This is a genomic window from Winogradskya humida (assembly GCF_016862215.1).
Classification (GTDB): domain Bacteria; phylum Actinomycetota; class Actinomycetes; order Mycobacteriales; family Micromonosporaceae; genus Actinoplanes; species Actinoplanes humidus.
The window spans coordinates 290,453-309,369 of record NZ_BOMN01000041.1; the positions used below are offsets into that span (position 1 = coordinate 290,453).

The following is an 18,917-nucleotide window of genomic DNA, read 5'->3' on the forward strand; positions in this document are numbered from 1 at the left end:
AACTAGCTGATTACAGCGAGTGCTCGAATGCCGGCGGCGACCTGTTCCGCCGACGGTGCCCGGGCCGGGTCGATCAGCCACTGGATCATCACGCCGGACATCAGCGCCAGCGCGACGGAGCCGACCGAGCGTACGGTGCCGTCGTCCAGGCCCTCCTCCTCGCGCCCGGTGAGCATGGCCGCGAGGCCGCTGCGGCCCTGCTGCATCCCGTCGGCGATCTGCCCGCGCAGCTCGGGGCTGTGCTCGCTCTGGATCATCGCCTCGATGCTGGCCAGCCACGTCGCGCGGTGGGTCTCCAGGGTGTTGAGCGTCCGCCGCCAGTAGCTCACCAGCGGGTCGCCGGACTCGTCGCCGGCGCCCGCGGCCAGCGCCGCCCCGACGGCGTCGCCCCACTCCTCGATCGCGCTCAGCATCGCGGCGTTCAGCAGGCCCTGGGTGGAGCCGTAGTGGTAGCCGATCGAGCCCAGGTTGGCGCCGTCGGACGCGGCCACGATGTCGCGCGCCGTGGTGTGCGCGTAACCCCTCTCCGAGAGGCACCGCTTCGCGCCCTCGAGCAGTTTTTCGCGTTGACCCATGGTTGCCATCCTAGGTTCTATACAAACGTGTAAGACATTTGTATAGTACGAGCATGACTCAGCGATCGGTACTCATCTCAGGAGCCGGCCTCGCCGGACCGGCCCTCGCCTACTGGCTGCACCGGCACGGGCTGCGCGCCACGGTCGTCGAGCGGGCCCCGGCCCTGCGCGACGGCGGCTACAAGGTCGACATCCGCGGCGCGGCGACCGAGGTGCTCAAGCGGATGGGCCTCTACGAGCAGGCGCGGGCGGCCGACACCGGCATGCAGACCGTCACATACGTGAAAGCCGACGGCGGACGTATCGCCACCCTCGAAGCCGACCTGCTGATGGGCCGGCGCGGCGACGACCTCGAGGTGATGCGCACCGACCTGACCCGGATCCTGCACGACGCGACGGCCACGGACACCGAATATCTCTTCGGCGACTCGATCGACACGCTCGACGAGGACGCCGACGGGGTCACGGTGACGTTCACCAGCGGGATGAGCCGGCGTTTCGACCTGGTGGTGGGTGCCGACGGGCTGCACTCGAAAACCCGGCGGGCGGCGTTCGGCGAGGTGCCGTTGCGACACCTGGGGGCGTACATCTCCATCTTCGACGTCCCGGAGGATCTCGGCCTGGACCGGGAAGAGGTCTTTTTCAGCGCACCCGGGCGAATGGTCTTCGCCTACAGCACCGGGCCGGGAATTCCCGCGAAGGTCGGCATGGTGTTCGCGTCACCCGAGCAGTCATTCGCGGATCCACGCGCGGAACTGCGGAAACGGTTCGCCGGAATGGGCTGGCGGGTCGACGAGTTCCTGGCCGCGCTCGACGGCGTCGACGACCTGTATTTCGACTCGATGAGCCAGGTGGAGATGCCGCGCTGGTCACGCGGGCGGGTGGTGCTGCTCGGCGACGCCGCCTACTGCCCGTCCCCCTCATCCGGGCAGGGGACGAGCCTCGCGCTGGTCGGCGCGTACGTGCTGGCCGACGCGCTGGCTTCTTCCAGCGCGCACGAGGAGGCGTTCTCGCTCTACGAGAGCGGGCTCCGAGCGTACGTGGAAAAGAATCTGGCCTATGGCCGCAAGATGGCGTCGGACATGGTGCCGGGCGGGCGTCTCCAGATCGGTTTCCGCAATTACGGCATGCGGACCCTGCGCTTCAACCCCTGGAAACGGCAGATCATCGACATGGTGACCCGCCCGCTGCAGGAAGCCGCTAATGCCGTATCACTTCCGCGAGATGCGGCGGCATAGCTTCATGCCGGACATAGGTACGCGTAAAGCTGCCCCCGCCCGACGTCAGCGCCCGCAACTCCACCGCATACCGGACCAGCTCCACGGCAGGCACCTCGGCCCGGACCAGACTGTGCCCGCCGTCGTCGTCGACGTCGGTGCTCAACGGCCGCCCCCGCCGCCCGGAGAGATCGCTCATCACCGCGCCCACGAACGTGTCGGGTACGCGGACCACGATCTCGTCCACCGGCTCGAGCAGGGTCATCTCGCCCTGATCGGCGGCCTCCCGCAGGGCCAGCGCGCCGGCCGTCTGGAACGCCGCGTCGGAGGAGTCGACGCTGTGGGCCTTGCCGTCGCGCAGCGTCACCCGCAGGTCCACCACCGGATATCCGGCGATCAGGCCCCGCTCCAGCTGAGCCCGGACGCCCTTCTCCACCGACGGGATGTAGTTGTGCGGCACCGCCCCGCCGACGACCTTGTCCACGAACTCGAAGCCCGAACCCCGGGGCAGCGGCTCGATCTCGATGTCACAGACGGCAAACTGGCCGTGACCACCGGACTGCTTGACGTGCCGGCCGTGCCCCTTGGCCGCCACGCCGAACGTCTCGCGCAGGGCGACCTTCACCGGCTCGGTGCCCAGCTCGACGCCGCCCGCCCGGAGCCGGTCGAGCACCACCTCGGCGTGTGACTCGCCCATGCACCAGAGCACCAGCTGGCGGGTGTCGGGGTTGCGGTCCAGCCGCAGCGTCGGGTCGCCGGCCACCAGCCGGGCGAGGTTCTTGGCCAGCGCGTCCTCGTCGGAGCGCGACTGGGCCACCACGGCGATCGGCAGCAGCGGCTCCGGCATGCTCCACGGCTCCATGAGCAGCGGCTGGCCCTTGCCGGAGAGGGTGTCGCCGGTCTCCGCGCTGCCCGACTTGGTGATCGCGCAGATGTCGCCGGCCACGCAGAAGCCGACCTCGCGTAGCTGGGCGCCGAGCGGGGAGTAGACATGCGAGATGCGCTCGTCGGCGTCGTGATCGGGGTGGCCGCGCCCGGCCAGGCCGTGCCCGGAGACGTGCACCACCTGCTCGGGGCGCAGCGTGCCGGAGAAGACCCGCACGAGCGAGACGCGCCCGACGTGCCGGTCGATCGTCGTCTTGATCACCTCGGCCACGAGCGGGCCGTCCGGGTCGCAGGTCAGCGGGGGCAGCGGGCTGCCGTCCACCCCGGTCACCACCGGCAGGTCGTGCTCCATCGGTGAGGGCGCGGCGTTGACCAGCCCGTCCAGCAGCGCGTCGAGCCCGACGCCGGTCGCCGAGCAGACCGGGATGACCGGGTAGAACGTGCCCCGGGCCACCGCCTTCTCCAGGTCGGGCACGAGCGTCGCGGTGCTGATCAGCTCGCCGGCGACGTACGTCTCCATCAGGTCCTCGTCCTCGCTCTCGGCGATGATCGCCTCGATGAGCAGGTCGCGGTCGTCCTTGATCGGCATCAGGTGGGCCTGCTCGAACTCGGCCTCGCGCGGTGGGTAACCCGCCGAGTAGTCCAGCACCCGGAGCGTGACCAGGCCGATCAGCCCGGCGATCTCGGCGCCGTCGTCACCCAGCATCGGCTGGTAGATCGGCAGCACGTTCTCGCCGAACGCGTCCTGGCAGTCCTGCAACGTCTGCTCGTAGTCGGCGCGCGGGTGGTCCAGCCGGGTGATGACGACCGCGCGGGGCATCCCGATCGCGGCGCACTCCTCCCACAGGGTGACGGTCGACTCGTCCACGCCGTCGGCCGCCGAGACCACGAAGAGCGCGGCGTCCGCGGCCCGCAGGCCGGCGCGCAGCTCCCCGACGAAGTCGGCGTATCCGGGGGTGTCGAGGAGGTTCACCTTCACGCCCTCGTGCACGAGCGGGGCGCAGGAGAGGGTCACGGAGCGCTGCTGGCGTACGGCGGCGGGGTCGTGGTCACCCACCGTCGTGCCCTCGGCCACCGAGCCTGCGCGGCTGATCGTGCCGGTCGCGGCCAGCAACGCCTCGACCAGCGTCGTCTTTCCCGCACTCGAGTGACCGACCAGCACCACGTTGCGTACCGTGCTGGGGTCGGTCGTGCCTTCCTGGGGTTTCTGTGCCATCACTCCTCCTCGAGTGGGCATTCTTCCGGACCTGGGTCCACCGCTCCGATGTAAGGGCGGCCTTCATGGATCTGACACCCTCCGCGGTTGCAGCCGCAACCCTTGGTGACAGTGGCGGCGCGCTGTATGACGATCCGGCGACGCGTGACGCACGCCGTACCGGCTGCGGCCGGGGCGCCGTTATGGTGGGACGGCCATGGCAAAGATCGTGAACGTGACCGCCCGTGCCGTCGTTTCGTACGGCGTCAATCCCATCTCCCGTTTCCTGCTGCGTATCGGCGTCACGCCGAACGCCGTCACCGTCGCCGGCACCGTCGGGGTGCTGTTCGGCGCGTGGCTCGGCTCCCAAGGCGAGCTCCTCTGGGGCACCATCGTGGTCACCGCGTTCGCGCTCACCGACGCGCTCGACGGCACGATGGCCCGGATGCGCGGCGGAGGCGGCCACTTCGGCGCCCTGCTCGACTCGTCGATGGACCGCATCGCCGACGGCGCCGTCTTCGGCGCGGTCGTCTACTACATGGCCAGCGAGGGCAACCCGTTCGGTGGTCTCGTGGCCGCGCTCGTCTGCCTCGTCGGCGGCCAGGTCGTCTCCTACGTGAAGGCCCGGGCGCAGAGCCTCGGTCTCAACGCGGACGTCGGCATCGCCGAGCGCCTCGAACGGCTGCTCATCCTCGGCGTCGGCGGTCTGCTCGGCAGCGCGGGCCTGGAATGGGGCCTGCCGGCCGCGCTCTGGGTGCTCGCCGTGCTCTCCGTGATCACCGTCTTCCAGCGGCTCATCCACGCCTCGAAGTCGGACAACCCCAGCGCGGAACCGCCCGCACCGGTCGGGGCGGCGCCGATCCCGCCGGCCAGGGATGTGCGGTGAAGGACCGGCTCACCGAGCTCGGTTATGCGGCCGGGTGGCGGCTGACGCGGATGTTGCCGCTGCCGGCCGCCCGGGCGGCGTTCAACCTCGGCGCCGACCGGGGAGCGAAGGGCAACGGGCCCGGCATCCAGCGGCTGCGGCGCAACCTGCGCCAGGTGGTCGGCCCCGCGATGGCCGACGCCGAGCTGGACGAGCTGGTCCGGGCCGGGGTGCGGTCCTACGCGCGCTACTGGATGGAGGCGTTCCGGCTCCCGTCGCAGTCGAAGCAGGACTTCCTGCGTGACTTCGAGCTCGTCGAGGCCGAGGAGTTCCTCGGGGTGCTGGCGCAGGGGCGGGGCGTGATCCTGGCGCTGCCGCACACCGGCAACTGGGACGCCGCCGCTGCCTGGGTGGTATCAAACGGGTACAAACTGGTCACCGTCGCCGAGCGGCTCAAGCCTGAGGGGCTTTACGAGCGCTTTGTCGCCTACCGCGAAAAGCTCGGCATGGAGGTCATCCCGCTCACCGGTGGGCAACGGCCTCCGCTCGATGTCCTGGCCGAAAAGGCCACCAAGGGGTACGCCGTCGCGCTGCTCGCCGACCGCGACCTCACCAAGAGCGGCGTCGAGGTCGAGTTCTTCGGCGGCCGCACGCGCATGCCACCCGGGCCGGCGCTGCTCGCGATCCGCACCGGGGCGCCGCTGTACGCCGCCGACCTGTGGTTCACCGAGACGAAGACGATGGGCCGCATCCGCCGGGTCGAACCGGCCACCGAGGGCGCTCTCGACGTGCGGGTCAAGCAGACGACCCAGCGGCTCGCCGACGCGTACGCGCTCGGCATCGCCGACCACCCGCAGGACTGGCACATGCTGCAGAAACTGTGGCTGGGCCAGAGCGCGCGGGTCTGAGGGGCCGGCGTGCGGATCGGGATCGTCTCGCCGTACTCCTTCGACGTGCCCGGCGGCGTGCAGAACCACATCGTCGACCTCGCCGAGGCACTGATCGGTCTCGGACACGAGGTGAGCGTGCTCGCCCCGGCCGACGAGGACTCGGAGCTCCCGCCCTACGTCGTGCCGGCCGGCCGGGCGCTGCCGCTGCCCTACAACGGCTCGGTGGCGCGCATCGCGTTCGGCCCGGTCTCCACCGCCCGGGTGCGGCGCTGGATCGCCCGCGGCAAGTTCGACGTGCTGCACGTGCACGAGCCGCTGACGCTCAGCCTGTCCCTGCTCGCCGTCCTCTCGGCCCGGGGCCCGGTGGTCGCCACCTTCCACACCGCGATGACCCGCTCGCGGGCGCTGTCGGCCGCCCAGGGCCTGCTCCAGCTCGTGATCGAGAAGATCACCGCCCGGATCGCGGTCAGCGAGCTCGCCCGCAAGGTCCAGGTCGAGCATCTCGGCGGCGGCGCGGTGGAGATCCCCAACGGGGTCGCGGTGGCCAAGTTCACCGGGGTGCCCGCGCTGCCCGGGTGGCCGGGGGAGGGCGGGACGCTGGGCTTCCTGGGCCGGTTCACCGAGTCGCGCAAGGGGTTCGACATCTTGCGTACGGCGTACCTCTCCCTGGCCGCCGAACGCCCCGGCCTGCGATTGCTGGTGGCCGGGCCGGGTGACCGCCAGGGCCTCTACGACCAGTTCCCCGCCGAGCTGCACCCCCGGATCGAGTTCCTGGGCCTGGTCAGCGAGGCGGACAAGGCCAGGATGCTGCGCAGCGTCGACATCTACGTGGCGCCCAACACCGGCGGCGAGTCCTTCGGCATGATCCTCACCGAGGCGATGGCAGCCGGCGCGGCGATCGCCGCCAGCGACCTCGACGCGTTCAAACGGGTGCTCGACGGCGGCCGGGCCGGTGCGTTGTTCCCCACCGGCGACGCCGGGGCGCTCACCGCCCTGCTCGGCGAGCTGCTCGACGACCCCGCCCGCCGCGCTGAGCTGGCAGCCTGCGCCACGATCGCCGTCCAGGCCTTCGATTGGCCGAGCGTCGCCCAGCGCGTCCTCGAGGTCTACGCGACCGCGATCGAGGCGACGGACGGGCGCGTCATGGACGAAGAGTGGGCGGAACCACGTCCCGGAGCGTGACCGTGTGGTGCGTTCAGGCACTACGATCCCGGCATGTGGTGGGTAACGGGTGCGGTCGTGGTGGTGGCGCTTCTGGCTACCTACCTCGCCTGGACCGCGCACCGCGTGGAGCGGGTTCACGTCCGCGCTCAGTCCGCCTCCCGGGCCCTCGACGCGCATCTGCTGCGCCGGGCGGCAGCCGCGGCGGTGGTCGCCGAGCAGACGGATTCCGTCGAGCTCTACGCGGCTGCCCGGCTGGCCCTCGACGCCGATGACGACGAGCGTGAGGCCGCCGAGAACGACCTCACCCGCCAGCTCAAGGCCGCGGCGCTGACCGGTGCCGACCCGGCCACCCGCACGCTGGTGCAGACCAGCCGGCGGGTCGTGCTGGCCCGCCAGGTGCACACCGACCTGGTCCGCGACGCGCTGACCGCCCGGCGCCGTCCCCTGGTGCGGATGCTGGGGATGGCCCGTCGTTACGAGCAGCCGCGCTACTTCGAGATGGTCGATCCGACGCTGGTCTCCGCGCCGGCTGTCACCCAGCGTGCCTCCGCTTCCTCCGCCGAGGCCGGGCTGGCGCTGAAGGCCACCTAGGGGTCGATTGGCCATCGGTGGCACCCGTCCCCCGGCCTAAAATTCGGCTGTCTCGCGTTTACATCCCTGTGAGGAGTCGATTCACCGTGTCCGAGAGCCGAACCACCACCGGTACCGCCCGCGTGAAGCGCGGCATGGCCGAGATGCTCAAGGGCGGTGTGATCATGGACGTGGTCACCGCTGAGCAGGCCAAGATCGCCGAGGACGCGGGCGCCGTCGCCGTCATGGCCCTCGAGCGGGTCCCCGCCGACATCCGCGCCCAGGGCGGCGTGTCCCGGATGAGCGACCCCGACATGATCGACGGCATCATCGCCGCCGTGTCGATCCCGGTCATGGCGAAGGCCCGCATCGGTCACTTCGTCGAGGCCCAGGTGCTGCAGTCGCTCGGCGTCGACTACATCGACGAGTCCGAGGTGCTGACCCCGGCCGACTACGCCAACCACATCGACAAGTGGGCCTTCACCGCCCCGTTCGTGTGCGGCGCCACCAACCTAGGCGAGGCCCTGCGTCGCATCACCGAGGGTGCGGCCATGATCCGCTCCAAGGGCGAGGCCGGCACGGGTGACGTCTCCAACGCCACCACCCACATGCGCACCATCCGCGGCGAGATCCGCCGGCTCACCTCCCTGCCCGAGGACGAGCTGTTCGTCGCGGCGAAGGAGCTGCAGGCGCCGTACGACCTGGTCAAGGAGGTCGCCGAGGCCGGCAAGCTGCCCGTGGTCATGTTCACCGCCGGCGGCATCGCCACCCCCGCCGACGCGGCCATGATGATGCAGCTCGGCGCCGAGGGTGTCTTCGTCGGCTCGGGCATCTTCAAGTCCGGCAACCCGGCCCAGCGCGCCGCGGCGATCGTCAAGGCCGTCACGTTCCACGACGACCCCGACGTGATCGCCAAGGTCTCCCGCGGCCTGGGAGAGGCCATGGTCGGCATCAACGTCGAGGAGATCCCCCAGCCGCACCGCCTCGCCGAGCGTGGCTGGTGAACATCGGTGTCCTCGCCCTGCAAGGTGACGTCCGTGAGCACCTGGCCGCGCTGACCGGGAGCGACGTCCTCGCCCGCCCGATCCGCCGCCCGTCGGAGCTCGACGACGTCGACGCACTGGTGATCCCCGGCGGCGAGTCCACCACCATGAGCAACCTGGCCATCACGTTCGGCCTGCTCGACCCGATCCGCAAGCGCATCGACGACGGCATGCCCGTCTACGGCTCCTGCGCCGGCATGATCATGCTCGCCACCACGGTCCTCGACGGCCGCCCCGACCAGGAATCCTTCGCCGGCATCGACATGACCGTGCGCCGCAACGCGTTCGGCCGGCAGATCGACTCCTTCGAGGCGCCCGTCCGCATCGAGGACGTCGAGGGCGACGATTTTCACGCCGTCTTCATCCGCGCGCCATGGGTCGAACACACCGGCCCCGGCGTCCGGGTGCTGGGCCGCGTAACCGAAGGACCCGCCGCCGGTAGGATTGTCGCCGTTCGGCAGGGGAACCTGCTCGCCACGGCATTCCACCCGGAGCTGACCGGAGATCTCCGCGTTCACCGGTACTTCGTCGAGCTGGTCCGCCAGGCCCAAGACGCACGGTAGCGATTCACGGAGGTTTGCATGTCCGGCCACTCCAAATGGGCGACGACCAAGCACAAGAAAGCGGTCGTCGACGCCAAGCGCGGCAAGATGTTCGCCAAGCTGATCAAGAACATCGAGGTCGCGGCGCGCACCGGCGGCGGCGACCCGGCCGGCAACCCCACCCTCTTCGACGCCATCCAGAAGGCCAAGAAGAGCTCTGTCCCCAACAACAACATCGACAACGCGGTCAAGCGCGGCTCCGGCCTCGAAGCCGGCGGCGCCGACTGGCAGACGATCATGTATGAGGGCTACGGCCCCAACGGCGTCGCCCTGCTCATCGAATGCCTCACCGACAACCGCAACCGCGCGGCCACCGAGGTCCGCACGGCCCTGACCCGCAACGGCGGCACCTTCGCCGACGCGGGCTCGGTCTCCTACCTCTTCAACCGCAAGGGCGTCATCCTCGTCCCCAAGGGCACCCTCACCGAGGACGACCTCATGATGGCCGCCCTCGAAGCCGGCGCCGACGAGATCAACGACCTCGGCGACTCCTTCGAGATCGTCAGCGAACCCACCGACCTGGTCGCGGTCCGCACCGCCCTCCAGGACGCCGGCATCGACTACGACTCCGCCGAATCCTCCCTCATCCCCACGATGACGGTCCCGGTCGACGAGGAAGCCGCCCGCAAGGTCCTCAAACTCATCGACGTCCTCGAGGACTCCGACGACGTCCAGAACATCTACGCCAACTTCGACATCCCCGACGACGTCCTCGCAGCCCTTGACGAGTGACATGTTGATGCATGACGAGTAGGGTGAGGAGATGCTTGCCGTTATGGGCTTGAATTTACCCCCGATCGAGGAACTCGATGTCGAGGATCTCCTTACCCTGCCCAAGGGCTACCGCTATGAGCTGCACGAGGGAAACCTTGTCATCATGACGCCATCGACCTACTGGCATAAGGTGATGGTGCGAAGGTTCGTGCAAATGCTTCTTGCTGCCGGCGCCGAGGCTTTGCAGGATCCGGGCATCCGGAGCAATCGTCCGCGTGACAACCGATTGCCCGATTTTGGTGTTATCGACGTCCTGCCTCCGGACTTCGATGAGGTCTCCAATCTGCCCGGGTCGGCGTTTCTGCTGGTGGGCGAAGTCGTGTCAGAGAATTCGCTCAACGGCGAATTCACCGACAAAATGGCCTGGTATGCCGAGCAGGGCATCCCGGAGTACTGGATCGTCGAGCGCACCTCTGACCGTGCGAAGCATGACGCTCTCGTTCATATCCACCTTTTGTCGTTCTCTGGTGGCAAGGCTGCCTACGTGTGCGAGCGCAGCCTGCTCCTTTCCGTGCTGGAAGCTGAGTATCAGGCCCGGTAGCTGATGGCTGGACGAAGGGGCTGAGCATGCTGCTCAGTCCCTTCGTTATGTCCAATCTTGACTCGTGACATCCTGTCATTCGACCACTAAAGTTCGGGGCGTGGTCGAGATTGCGGTTGATGAGAAGCGTCGGGCTGCGATCGAGTTGGCGCGCGAGATGCTGGCCGACGGGCGGCTGGAGTTCAGGGTGCGTCGCTCGCTCGACGGGGAACTGCTCGATGAAGCGCAGCGGCAGATCTCCGCTGCCTCCCCTGAGCTGGCAATCTCCGAGGCGCTCCGGCGTCTCGTCGAGGAAGGGCATGAGAAGCGTCGCGCCGCACGTCGGCGGCTTGAGCAGATGTATGACAAACGGGACGGTCAGCTGCCCGCCGACGCTTGAATGAAGAACTGGACCATGGCGATGAAGAGCAGCAGGCTGGTGGCGGCTACTCGGGCGTAGCGGCGCCAGATGAAGTGGCGGTAGGCGTGGAGCCAGGCGATTTCTGCTTCTGCGACGACGCCGAGCTCTTCGCGTACGGTGCTGGGGATTAAAAGCGCGAGCCGCTGTGCCACCGAGACCCCGGCAATGGCTTTGTATGTGCGCTGATAGGCCGTGACCTCGACCGGGTAGAGCTGTTCCTCGCGCCAGTGTCTGGTCCGTATGGCCAGGCGGCGCTGGAGGTAGTCGACCCGGGCGTCGCGGCCCTGGAGGCGGGATTTCCAGTGCAGGCGGCGCCAGTGGCCGGCCAGGTCCGTGAGGGTGTCCACGGTCAGCGAGCGAGCGGCAGTGTGGTCTCCGCCCGTGAGCCGGGCCGCCTGGAGTTCGAGCAGGTCCAGGCGGGCTGCCACGAACTCTCTGTAGTCCGGTGGCGGCTCGTCGTTCATCGGTGGGAACAGATAGGCCACGTCTTCCAGGGTTATGTGAGGCCGGTCACAACGCAAGCTTCTGTCCGGTGTGTGTCGGCTGCTGGTGTGCGGGGGCGGCGTAATAGGGTGTCGAACACACGTCCGATCGAGGGGGGCAATGTGCGGGTGCTCGGCATCGACCCCGGTCTGACCCGGTGCGGGGTCGGGGTGGTCGAGGGGCAGCCTGGGCGGCCCTGCAAGCTGATCGGCTACTACGTCGTCTACACCGAGCCCGACGAGGACATCGCGCTGCGACTGTTGCACCTCGACAAGTCGCTGGGGGAGCTCGTCGCGGAGCACAAGCCGGACAGCGTCGCTGTTGAGCGGGTGTTCAGCCAGCACAACACGCAGACGATCACCGGCACCGCGCAGGCCAGCGGGATCGGCATCCTGGCGGGGGCGCGGGCCGGGTTGCCCGTGCAGACCTACACGCCCAGTGAGGTCAAGGCCGCCGTCACCGGGTCCGGCACAGCGGGCAAGGCTCAGGTGACCAGCATGGTCACCCGGTTGCTCAGCCTGGACGGCCCGCCCCGCCCCGCGGACGCCGCCGACGCCTTGGCTATCGCCATCTGCCACATCTGGCGTGGTGGGACCCGCAGCCTTCTGCAGGCAGCCGCGGTCAAAGCCGCCACCGCACGCAAACCGCGCAGGACAGGAGCCCGTTGATGATCGCCAGCGTGCGTGGCGTGGTCGCCGCGATCTCCCCGGACAGCGTTGTGATCGAGGTCGGCGGCGTCGGCCTGTCGATGCACTGCGCGCCCGGGACGCTCGCCTCGTTGAAGGCCGGCACCGAGGCGCGGCTCGCGACCAGCCTCGTCGTCCGGGAGGACTCGCTGACCCTCTACGGGTTCGCCGACGACGAGGAGAAGCAGCTGTTCGAGCTGCTGCAGACCGCGAGCGGGGTCGGGCCGCGGCTGGCCCAGGCCGTGCTCGCCGTCCACCAGCCCGAGGCGATCCGGCGCGCTATCTCCTCCGGGGACCTCACCGCGCTGACCCGGGTGCCCGGTATCGGCAAGAAGGGCGCCGAGCGGCTGGTCCTGGAGCTGCGGGACAAGATCGGTGCCGTCTCCACCGGTGCCGACGGGGTGGCCGGGTCGCTCAGCGGTGGCTGGCAGGAGCAGGTGCGCCAGGGTGTCATCGCGCTCGGCTGGTCCACGCAGCAGGCCGACCAGGCCGTCGTCGCCGTCGCGGAGTCGCTCGACGGCGGTGAGACACCGCCGGTCCCGATCCTGCTGCGGCAGGCCATCCGGCTGCTGGGTCGCGCGCGATGACCGACGAGGTCGTCTCCCCGTTCGCCGAGGACGAGGATCTGGACGCGGAGGCCAGTGTCCGGCCGCGCCGCCTGGCGGACTTCATCGCGCAGCATCGCGTACGAGATCAGCTCGATCTTTTGTTGAAGGGTGCGATGGGCCGGGGCACCCCGCCCGACCACATCCTGCTCTCCGGCCCGCCCGGCCTCGGTAAGACCACGCTGGCGAACATCGTGGCGGCGGAGCTGGGGACCGCGATCCGGACCACGAGCGGGCCGGTCATCGAGCGCTCGGGTGACCTCGCGGCGATCCTGACCAGCCTGGCCGAGGGCGACGTCCTGTTCATCGACGAGATCCACCGCATCGCGAAGCCCGCCGAGGAGCTGCTCTACAGCGCGATGGAGGACTTCCGGGTCGACGTGGTGGTCGGCAAGGGGCCCGGCGCGACCGCGATCCCGCTCGACGTGGAGCCGTTCACGCTGGTCGGGGCGACCACGCGGGCCGGGCTGCTCTCCGGCCCGATGCGCGACCGGTTCGGGTTCGTGGCGCATCTCGACTTCTACTCGCCGGCCGACCTGGACTCGCTGCTGCACCGGTCGGCGCGCATCCTCGGGGTGCCGATCACGGCTGAGGGGGCCGCTGAGGTCGCCGGCCGGTCGCGGGGCACACCGCGTATCGCCAACCGGTTGCTGCGCCGGGTGCGGGACTACGCCGAGGTGCGTGGCGACGGGATCGTCGACCACGACACCGCCAAGGCCGCGCTCAAGGTCTACGACGTCGACCAGCTGGGCCTCGACCGGCTCGACCGGGCCGTGCTGCGGGCGCTCATCGAGTCGTTCCGGGGCGGGCCGGTCGGTCTTTCCACGCTGGCCGTCGCGGTGGGGGAGCAGTCCGACACCGTCGAGGAGGTGTGCGAGCCGTTCCTCGTGCGGGCGGGGCTGCTGGCGCGTACGCCCCGGGGCCGGGTGGCCACCGACGCGGGCTGGCTGCACCTCGGGAAGACGCCGCCGGAGGGCCGGGGGATCGCCGCTCAGCTACCCGACCTGTTCACGCGTGCGGAAAATACCTCTCCGTAATGTGAACGTGACGTGTGCCGCGTCCCGACTTCCCAGATTCAGGGATTAGACTCGCCGCGCCGTGCGCCTTCAGCCGCGGTGAAGGCCCCACGGAAGGTTTCACTTCGTGTTCTCAGTAGTAGCAGCAGCGGAGGGCGGCGGCGGTAGCTTCGCGCCCCTGCTCCTTATCGTCCTGCTCTTCGGCGTCATGTACTTCATGATGATCCGCCCGCAGCAGAAGCGTCGCCGCGAGGCGCAGTCCATGCAGTCGGCGCTGGGTCCCGGCGACGAGATCGTGACCATCGGCGGCCTGCACGCCACGGTCGTCGAGGTCGGCGATGACGTCGTGACCGTCGAGATCTACCCCGGCGTCAACGCCCGCTACGCCCGTCCGGCGATCGCCCGGGTGGTGAAGCAGGAGTCGGCCGTGGCCGAGGAGCCCGTTGTCGAGGAGACCGTGGCCGAGGAGTCCGTCGTCCCCGCCGACGACGAGCCGATCCAGAGCCCGGTCGTCGAGACGCGCAAGTCCAAGGACTGATCCGTTTCGTTGCGGCCCGCCGGTCCTGGCGGGCCACGGCGTTGCCTGTTCGAGACGTACGCTACGGGCCGCGGGCGGGAAAACTCCCCAAGCGGCCCATTGTTGTGAATAATCGTCGCCGGGCAAAACGGCCGGAACTTCGCGTCCGGTCCGACACCGCCTGCCTTCCCCGATCCCCACCTGCCGCCGCGCTCCCGCGGCAGCCCCAGCACGAGGAGTTCGAAAGACGTGGCAAGACCACCACAGGGGCAAATGCATCCCGGACGGCAACTCGCCGTGCTCGGTCTCCTCTTCGCGATCCTCTACGTGCTGGTGTTCTGGGGGCCGGGAACCAAGGGACTCGGCTACGAGGAGCGGTTGCACCCCAAGCTCGGCCTCGACCTGATCGGTGGCACCCAGGCCACCTACCGGGCGTCCCTGCTCACCAACGGCCAGGTGCCCAGCCAGCAGAGCATGGAGGAGTCCCGCAAGATCATTGATCAGCGGGTCAACGCGCTCGGTGTGGCCGAGGCCGAGGTTGTCATCGAGGGCAACCAGAACATCGTGGTTTCCGTCGCGGGCAAGGCCAACGACCAGCTGAAGAACGTCGGTCAGGCCGCCCAGATGCGGTTCCGCATGGTTCTCGGCGCCAATGGCGACACCGCCGACTCGGTGATGAACCCGCAGGCGGCCGCGCCCAGCACCGACCCGAGCGGCAGCCCCGCGCCCAGCGCCGCCACCAGCAAGGCCCCGGCCGCGAACGCGTCCGCGGCGCCGTCGGCGTCCACCGGCGGGCAGGGCGGCGGCGAGCTCGCCCCGAGCGCCTCGCCGAGCCCGAGTGCCCCGGCCGCCTCCGCTTCCGCCGCTCCGGCCCCCGCCCCGTCCGCCTCGGCGGCGGCTCCGGCTCCGGTCACCGCGGACGTCAAGGAGCAGCGCGCCGCGATCGAGAAGAAGGTCGGCAAGGCAGCCTGGGCGGCCGCCGAGAAGCTCACCGCGCCGGTGGACACCACCGACGCCGCAGCGGCCGCGGTCTACAAGCCGTTCAACGCGCTCAACAGCGTCGAGGTCAACGCGCTGACGCCGGAGATGCAGTTCTACGTGCCGACGATCAGCTGCACGCAGCTCGACGGCCGGCCCAGCGGCGCGATCGACGACGAGAAGTCGAAGGTCGTGTCCTGCCAGACCGGCGCCAAGCTGCTGATGGACGTCGCCAAGGTGCTCGGTACCGACATCGACACCGCCAGCCCGCAGCTCGACCAGCAGAGCCAGTGGGTCGTCTCGCTCGACTTCACCAGCAGCGGCCAGGCCAAGTGGACCGCGCTGACCCGGGAGGCGTTCCAGCCGGCCGCCGACAGCCCGTGTCTCACCGCCGCCGCCGCGCTCTCCAGCGGTGCGACTCACTGCCTGGTCGCGGTGGTCCTCGACAAGGAAGTCATCTCGGCCCCCGAGATCCAGGGCGTGCTGAGCGGCCAGTCGCAGATCAGCGGCTCGTTCGACGCGACCTCGGCCAAGGAGCTCGCCGACCAGATCAAGTACGGCGCGCTGCCGGTCACGTTCACGCCGCTGTCCAGCGAGACGGTCTCCGCGACGCTCGGTATCGCGCAGCTCGAGGCGGGCCTGCTCGCCGCCGCGATCGGCCTCGGCCTGGTCGCGATCTACTCGTTCTTCTACTACCGGCTGCTCGGCTCGGTCATCTTCCTGAGCCTGCTGCTGTCGGGTCTGCTGACGTTCGGGGCGCTGGTCGTGCTCGGCCGCACCACGGGCTTCACGCTGACCCTGGCGGGTATCGCCGGCTTCATCGTGTCACTGGGTGTCGCCGCCGACTCGTTCGTCATCTACTTCGAACGCCTCAAGGACGAGATCCACGAGGGTCGAAGTGCCCGTAGTGCTGTACCGCGGGCATGGGCCCGGGCGCGGCGTACGATTATCTCCGCCAACACCATCACCATCATGTGTGCCGTCGTGCTCTACATCGTGTCGATCGGCGCGGTGAAGGGCTTCGCGTTCGCCCTGGGCCTGTCCACGGTCCTCGACCTCGTCGTGGTGTTCCTGTTCCGTCACCCGATCATGACGATGTTCGCGAACACGAAGGCGTTCATGTCCCCGCGCGTCAGCGGTCTGGGCCGCGCCCTCAAGCGCCAGCCGACCGAGAAGGAGGCCTGACATGGCCAACGGCCTTGCCGATCGCCTCTACCGGGGCGAGGCGAACCTCAACATCGTGGGTCGCCGTAACAGGTGGTTCGCGATCGCCGCGGTGCTCGTTCTCATCGCCATCGGCAGCTTCATCTTCCGCCAGTTCCACCTTGGCATCGAGTTCTCCGGTGGCACCAAGTTCTCGTTGCCGGCCAGCGTCGGCAGCACCGACAACGCCCGCAGCGCGGTGGCCAAGGCCATCGACGAGGCCGGCGTCGCCGGCGACGACAACATCGGTGCGGCGCAGAAGGTCGGCGACGGCAACGACGCCAGCTACACCGTGCGCACCGGGACGCTCAGCCAGGCCCAGTCGACCGCGGTCAAGGACGCGCTGGTCAAGGATCTGAACGTCTCGCCCGACGACATCAGCGACGACCGGGTCTCCGCGGCGTGGGGCGGCCAGGTGACCCAGCAGGCCCTGCTCGGTCTCGGCATCTTCCTGGTCGTGGTGATGGGCTACCTGGTCATCCGCTTCGAGTGGCGGATGGCGGTGGCGGCGGTCTCGTCGCTGCTGCTCGACCTGGTGCTCACCGCGGGCGTCTACTCGCTGATCGGCTTCGAGGTCACCCCCTCGACGGTCATCGGCTTCCTGACGATCCTCGGCTTCTCCCTCTACGACGTCGTCGTGGTCTTCGACAAGGTCCAGGAGAACACCAAGGGCATCACGGCGGGCAGCTCCCGGACGTACGCCGAAGCGACCAACCTCGCGGTCAACCAGACCCTGATGCGCTCGATCAACACCGGCCTGGTGGCTTTGCTGCCGGTCGGCGGCCTGCTCTTCATCGGCGCCGGCCTGCTCGGCGCGGGCACCCTGAAGGACCTCGGCCTGGTCCTGTTCGTCGGCATGGGCCTCGGCGTCCTGTCCTCGATCATGTTCGCCGCGCCGCTGCTCTCGGCGCTCAAGGACCAGGAACCCCGCATCAAGTCCCACAACGCCCGCGTCCTGTCCCGCCGCTCCTCGCGCTCCGGCGACGTGGCCCGCGGCGACCGCACCCGCACGGCCACCGAGCAGGACGGCGACGACGTCCCCGCCTTCGCCGGCTCCACCCCGAGCACGACGCCCCGCCCGGGTGTCCGCCCGGCGGCCAAGCGCAGCACCAACCGCGGCGGCAGCGCCGGCAACCGCCCCAGCGGCGGCCAGAAGCGCCGCTGACGCACAGCTCCACGAAAGCCCGCCGTACCCCCAGGGGACGGCGGGCTTTCGCTTTCTGCCGGGCCCTAAGCTGTGTGGGTGACAGACAATGCCGCAGATGTACGCGGGGACAGCGGACCCGGAGTCGCCCAGCTCGTCGCCAGCCGGGTCCTGGACGTGCCGGACTTCCCGAAGCCCGGCATCGTCTTCAAGGACCTGATGCCGCTCTTCTCCGACGGCGACGTCTTCCGCCAGGTGATCGATGAGATCATCAAGCACCACGGCGCCGACTCCTTCGACGTGGTGGCCGGCGTCGAGGCGCGCGGCTTCGTCCTGGCAGCGGCCGTCGCTTACGCGACAGGCAAGGGCGTCGTCCCCATCCGCAAGGCGGGCAAGCTCCCCCGAGCGGTCTTTTCCTCCTCGTACGCGCTGGAGTACGGCGAAGCCACCCTCGAAGTCCACCAGGACGCCTTCGTCGAGGGCCAGCGCGTCCTGGTCCTCGACGACGTCCTCGCCACCGGCGGCACCGCCGGCGCAGCCCTGGACCTGGTCGAGCGCGCCGGCGGCACGATCTCCGGCTTCACCGTCCCGCTCGAGCTGAGCTTCCTCAACGGCCGCGACCGGCTAGCCCCTCGAACCGTTCACGCCATGCTGACCGTTTAATCCGCTTACGTCCGTGTAGTGGTGTGCTTTGCGGGCCTCGGGGCGGGGCAACCGGGAAGATACGGCGAGTAGGATGGCGTTTCCAACCAGGTGAGCAGAAGCGACGTGAGGAGGCCGGTGTCCAGCGACGTCGCCCCTCCGACGGAGGGCACGGTGCACCCGACCGACGCGACCCCGACCGACGCGAACAGGGCCTTGGTTGCTGACGGCGTGGTTGGTAAAGACGTAGTTCTCAACGACTCGGCCATCCCAACGGTGAATGCGGGTTCGACGGTGAATGGTGCCCAGGCGAACGACGCCGGCTCGACCCCGGCATCCGGCCCGGTGAACGCTGACCAGCCAGCCTCCGCCCCCAACAACGCAGCGGCCCCGGCGGGCGCGGCCCCCTCGGCGAGCACAGCTGCTCCGGGGAGCACGACCGCTTCAGGGAGCCCAGCTGCTTCAGGCAGTACGACCGCTTCGGGGAGCGCAGCTGCTTCGGGGAGCACGACCGCTTCGGGGAGCACGACCGCTTCGGGGAGCGCAGCCGCTTCGGCGAGTGCGGCCGTCGAGGGCAGTGCGGCCGGGGCCGAGGTCATGACTCCGGCTGATGACGGCCCGGCTGGCGCTGGGGCTTCCCACAGCGCTGGTGCCCCGGCTGCGGCGGCGAAGGCCGCCAAGACCACGACGGCGAAGTCCACTGCTGCCAAGGCTGACGCGGCTACCGCGAACGGCTCGAAGCCCGCCGCGACCGCAAAGCCCGCCGCTACTGCGAAACCCGCTGCGGCGAAGCAACCCACCACCAAGCCCGCCTCCCCCAAGCCCGCCTCCCCCAAGCCCGCAACGGCCACGCCCGCAACGGCCACGCCCGCAACGGCCACGCCCGCAACGGCCACGCCCGCAACGGCCACGCCCGCAACGG

21 protein-coding genes are annotated in these 18,917 nt (G+C 69.6%); 17 read left to right on the forward strand and 4 right to left on the reverse strand.

Annotated features, from left to right (window positions below):
- Nucleotides 1-2 precede the first annotated feature (2 nt).
- Nucleotides 3-575, reverse strand: a complete 573-nt coding sequence (locus Ahu01nite_RS18670) for a TetR/AcrR family transcriptional regulator (protein ID WP_203837808.1) — start codon at nt 573-575, stop codon at nt 3-5.
- A 53-nt stretch (nt 576-628) separates the two neighbouring features.
- On the opposite strand from Ahu01nite_RS18670, the gene Ahu01nite_RS18675 reads away from it, so the two are divergent.
- Nucleotides 629-1,813, forward strand: coding sequence for an FAD-dependent monooxygenase (locus Ahu01nite_RS18675; RefSeq protein WP_203837809.1), 1,185 nt, complete (start codon nt 629-631; stop codon nt 1,811-1,813).
- Here Ahu01nite_RS18675 and Ahu01nite_RS18680 read toward each other — a convergent pair.
- Nucleotides 1,776-3,893, reverse strand: a complete 2,118-nt coding sequence (locus Ahu01nite_RS18680; RefSeq protein WP_203837810.1) for an elongation factor G-like protein EF-G2 — start codon at nt 3,891-3,893, stop codon at nt 1,776-1,778. The genes Ahu01nite_RS18675 and Ahu01nite_RS18680 overlap by 38 nt on opposite strands.
- A 196-nt stretch (nt 3,894-4,089) precedes the next feature.
- Between Ahu01nite_RS18680 and pgsA the strand changes: the two genes are divergently transcribed.
- The 9 genes from pgsA to Ahu01nite_RS18725 all read left to right on the forward strand — a co-directional run bounded on the left by pgsA (nt 4,090) and on the right by Ahu01nite_RS18725 (nt 10,700).
- On the forward strand, nt 4,090-4,758 hold the full coding sequence (gene pgsA, locus Ahu01nite_RS18685) for a phosphatidylinositol phosphate synthase (protein WP_203837811.1): 669 nt from the start codon (nt 4,090-4,092) through the stop codon (nt 4,756-4,758).
- Nucleotides 4,755-5,645, forward strand: coding sequence for a phosphatidylinositol mannoside acyltransferase (locus Ahu01nite_RS18690; protein WP_203837857.1), 891 nt, complete (start codon nt 4,755-4,757; stop codon nt 5,643-5,645). Before pgsA ends, Ahu01nite_RS18690 begins: the two co-directional genes overlap by 4 nt.
- Before the next feature lie 9 nt (nt 5,646-5,654).
- Nucleotides 5,655-6,809 carry a glycosyltransferase family 4 protein gene (locus Ahu01nite_RS18695; protein ID WP_203837812.1) on the forward strand — a complete coding sequence of 385 codons (1,155 nt, stop codon included), beginning with the start codon at nt 5,655-5,657 and terminating at the stop codon, nt 6,807-6,809.
- Between the two features lie 33 nt (nt 6,810-6,842).
- Nucleotides 6,843-7,382, forward strand: a complete 540-nt coding sequence (locus tag Ahu01nite_RS18700) for a hypothetical protein (RefSeq protein ID WP_203837813.1) — start codon at nt 6,843-6,845, stop codon at nt 7,380-7,382.
- Nucleotides 7,383-7,468: 86 nt separating this feature from the next.
- Nucleotides 7,469-8,365 carry a pyridoxal 5'-phosphate synthase lyase subunit PdxS gene (gene pdxS / locus Ahu01nite_RS18705; protein ID WP_203837814.1) on the forward strand — a complete coding sequence of 299 codons (897 nt, stop codon included), beginning with the start codon at nt 7,469-7,471 and terminating at the stop codon, nt 8,363-8,365.
- Complete coding sequence (pdxT, locus tag Ahu01nite_RS18710) at nt 8,362-8,967, forward strand: pyridoxal 5'-phosphate synthase glutaminase subunit PdxT (RefSeq protein WP_275411762.1); 606 nt, start codon at nt 8,362-8,364, stop codon at nt 8,965-8,967. Before pdxS ends, pdxT begins: the two co-directional genes overlap by 4 nt.
- A gap of 18 nt (nt 8,968-8,985) precedes the next feature.
- Nucleotides 8,986-9,738 (forward strand): YebC/PmpR family DNA-binding transcriptional regulator, encoded by a 753-nt coding sequence (locus Ahu01nite_RS18715; RefSeq protein WP_203837815.1) that lies wholly within the window; start codon nt 8,986-8,988, stop codon nt 9,736-9,738.
- A 31-nt stretch (nt 9,739-9,769) separates the two neighbouring features.
- A complete protein-coding gene (locus Ahu01nite_RS18720; RefSeq protein WP_203837816.1) occupies nt 9,770-10,321 on the forward strand; it encodes a Uma2 family endonuclease in 552 nt (183 codons plus the stop codon).
- Nucleotides 10,322-10,421: 100 nt separating this feature from the next.
- The gene (locus Ahu01nite_RS18725) at nt 10,422-10,700 is read left to right on the forward strand and encodes a hypothetical protein (protein WP_203837817.1); all 279 of its coding nucleotides are present in this window, start codon (nt 10,422-10,424) and stop codon (nt 10,698-10,700) included.
- Here Ahu01nite_RS18725 and Ahu01nite_RS18730 read toward each other — a convergent pair.
- Nucleotides 10,679-11,206, reverse strand: a complete 528-nt coding sequence (locus Ahu01nite_RS18730) for a hypothetical protein (RefSeq protein WP_203837818.1) — start codon at nt 11,204-11,206, stop codon at nt 10,679-10,681. The two genes, Ahu01nite_RS18725 and Ahu01nite_RS18730, sit on opposite strands and share 22 nt — an antisense overlap.
- 120 nt (nt 11,207-11,326) lie before the next feature.
- Here Ahu01nite_RS18730 and ruvC point away from each other — a divergent pair, with 120 nt between their 5' ends.
- The 7 genes from ruvC (at nt 11,327) to Ahu01nite_RS18765 (ending at nt 18,016) form a co-directional block, all read left to right on the forward strand.
- Nucleotides 11,327-11,872: a crossover junction endodeoxyribonuclease RuvC gene (gene ruvC / locus Ahu01nite_RS18735; RefSeq protein ID WP_203837856.1), complete on the forward strand. Its 546-nt coding sequence runs from the start codon at nt 11,327-11,329 to the stop codon at nt 11,870-11,872.
- Nucleotides 11,872-12,477, forward strand: coding sequence for a Holliday junction branch migration protein RuvA (gene ruvA / locus Ahu01nite_RS18740; protein ID WP_203837819.1), 606 nt, complete (start codon nt 11,872-11,874; stop codon nt 12,475-12,477). Before ruvC ends, ruvA begins: the two co-directional genes overlap by 1 nt.
- A complete protein-coding gene (gene ruvB / locus Ahu01nite_RS18745; RefSeq protein WP_203837820.1) occupies nt 12,474-13,532 on the forward strand; it encodes a Holliday junction branch migration DNA helicase RuvB in 1,059 nt (352 codons plus the stop codon). Before ruvA ends, ruvB begins: the two co-directional genes overlap by 4 nt.
- A gap of 106 nt (nt 13,533-13,638) precedes the next feature.
- Complete coding sequence (gene yajC, locus Ahu01nite_RS18750; protein ID WP_203837821.1) at nt 13,639-14,049, forward strand: preprotein translocase subunit YajC; 411 nt, start codon at nt 13,639-13,641, stop codon at nt 14,047-14,049.
- Nucleotides 14,050-14,301: 252 nt separating this feature from the next.
- Nucleotides 14,302-16,191, forward strand: a complete 1,890-nt coding sequence (gene secD / locus Ahu01nite_RS18755) for a protein translocase subunit SecD (RefSeq protein ID WP_203837822.1) — start codon at nt 14,302-14,304, stop codon at nt 16,189-16,191.
- Between the two features lies 1 nt (nt 16,192).
- The gene (gene secF / locus Ahu01nite_RS18760) at nt 16,193-17,374 is read left to right on the forward strand and encodes a protein translocase subunit SecF (protein ID WP_203837823.1); all 1,182 of its coding nucleotides are present in this window, start codon (nt 16,193-16,195) and stop codon (nt 17,372-17,374) included.
- A 78-nt stretch (nt 17,375-17,452) separates the two neighbouring features.
- On the forward strand, nt 17,453-18,016 hold the full coding sequence (locus Ahu01nite_RS18765) for an adenine phosphoribosyltransferase (RefSeq protein WP_203837824.1): 564 nt from the start codon (nt 17,453-17,455) through the stop codon (nt 18,014-18,016).
- A 5-nt stretch (nt 18,017-18,021) separates the two neighbouring features.
- Here Ahu01nite_RS18765 and Ahu01nite_RS18770 read toward each other — a convergent pair.
- The coding region (locus tag Ahu01nite_RS18770) for a hypothetical protein (protein ID WP_203837825.1) at nt 18,022-18,917 on the reverse strand (896 nt) is incomplete at its 5' end.

Coding starts and splice junctions, on each gene's coding strand:
- Ahu01nite_RS18670 (WP_203837808.1), bottom strand. CDS start 575: ATGGGTCAACGCGAAAAACTGCTCGAGGGCGCGAAGCGGTGCCTCTCG.
- Ahu01nite_RS18675 (WP_203837809.1), top strand. CDS start 629: ATGACTCAGCGATCGGTACTCATCTCAGGAGCCGGCCTCGCCGGACCG.
- Ahu01nite_RS18680 (WP_203837810.1), bottom strand. CDS start 3,893: ATGGCACAGAAACCCCAGGAAGGCACGACCGACCCCAGCACGGTACGC.
- pgsA (WP_203837811.1), top strand. CDS start 4,090: ATGGCAAAGATCGTGAACGTGACCGCCCGTGCCGTCGTTTCGTACGGC.
- Ahu01nite_RS18700 (WP_203837813.1), top strand. CDS start 6,843: ATGTGGTGGGTAACGGGTGCGGTCGTGGTGGTGGCGCTTCTGGCTACC.
- Ahu01nite_RS18715 (WP_203837815.1), top strand. CDS start 8,986: ATGTCCGGCCACTCCAAATGGGCGACGACCAAGCACAAGAAAGCGGTC.
- Ahu01nite_RS18720 (WP_203837816.1), top strand. CDS start 9,770: ATGCTTGCCGTTATGGGCTTGAATTTACCCCCGATCGAGGAACTCGAT.
- ruvA (WP_203837819.1), top strand. CDS start 11,872: ATGATCGCCAGCGTGCGTGGCGTGGTCGCCGCGATCTCCCCGGACAGC.
- ruvB (WP_203837820.1), top strand. CDS start 12,474: ATGACCGACGAGGTCGTCTCCCCGTTCGCCGAGGACGAGGATCTGGAC.
- secD (WP_203837822.1), top strand. CDS start 14,302: ATGCATCCCGGACGGCAACTCGCCGTGCTCGGTCTCCTCTTCGCGATC.
- secF (WP_203837823.1), top strand. CDS start 16,193: ATGGCCAACGGCCTTGCCGATCGCCTCTACCGGGGCGAGGCGAACCTC.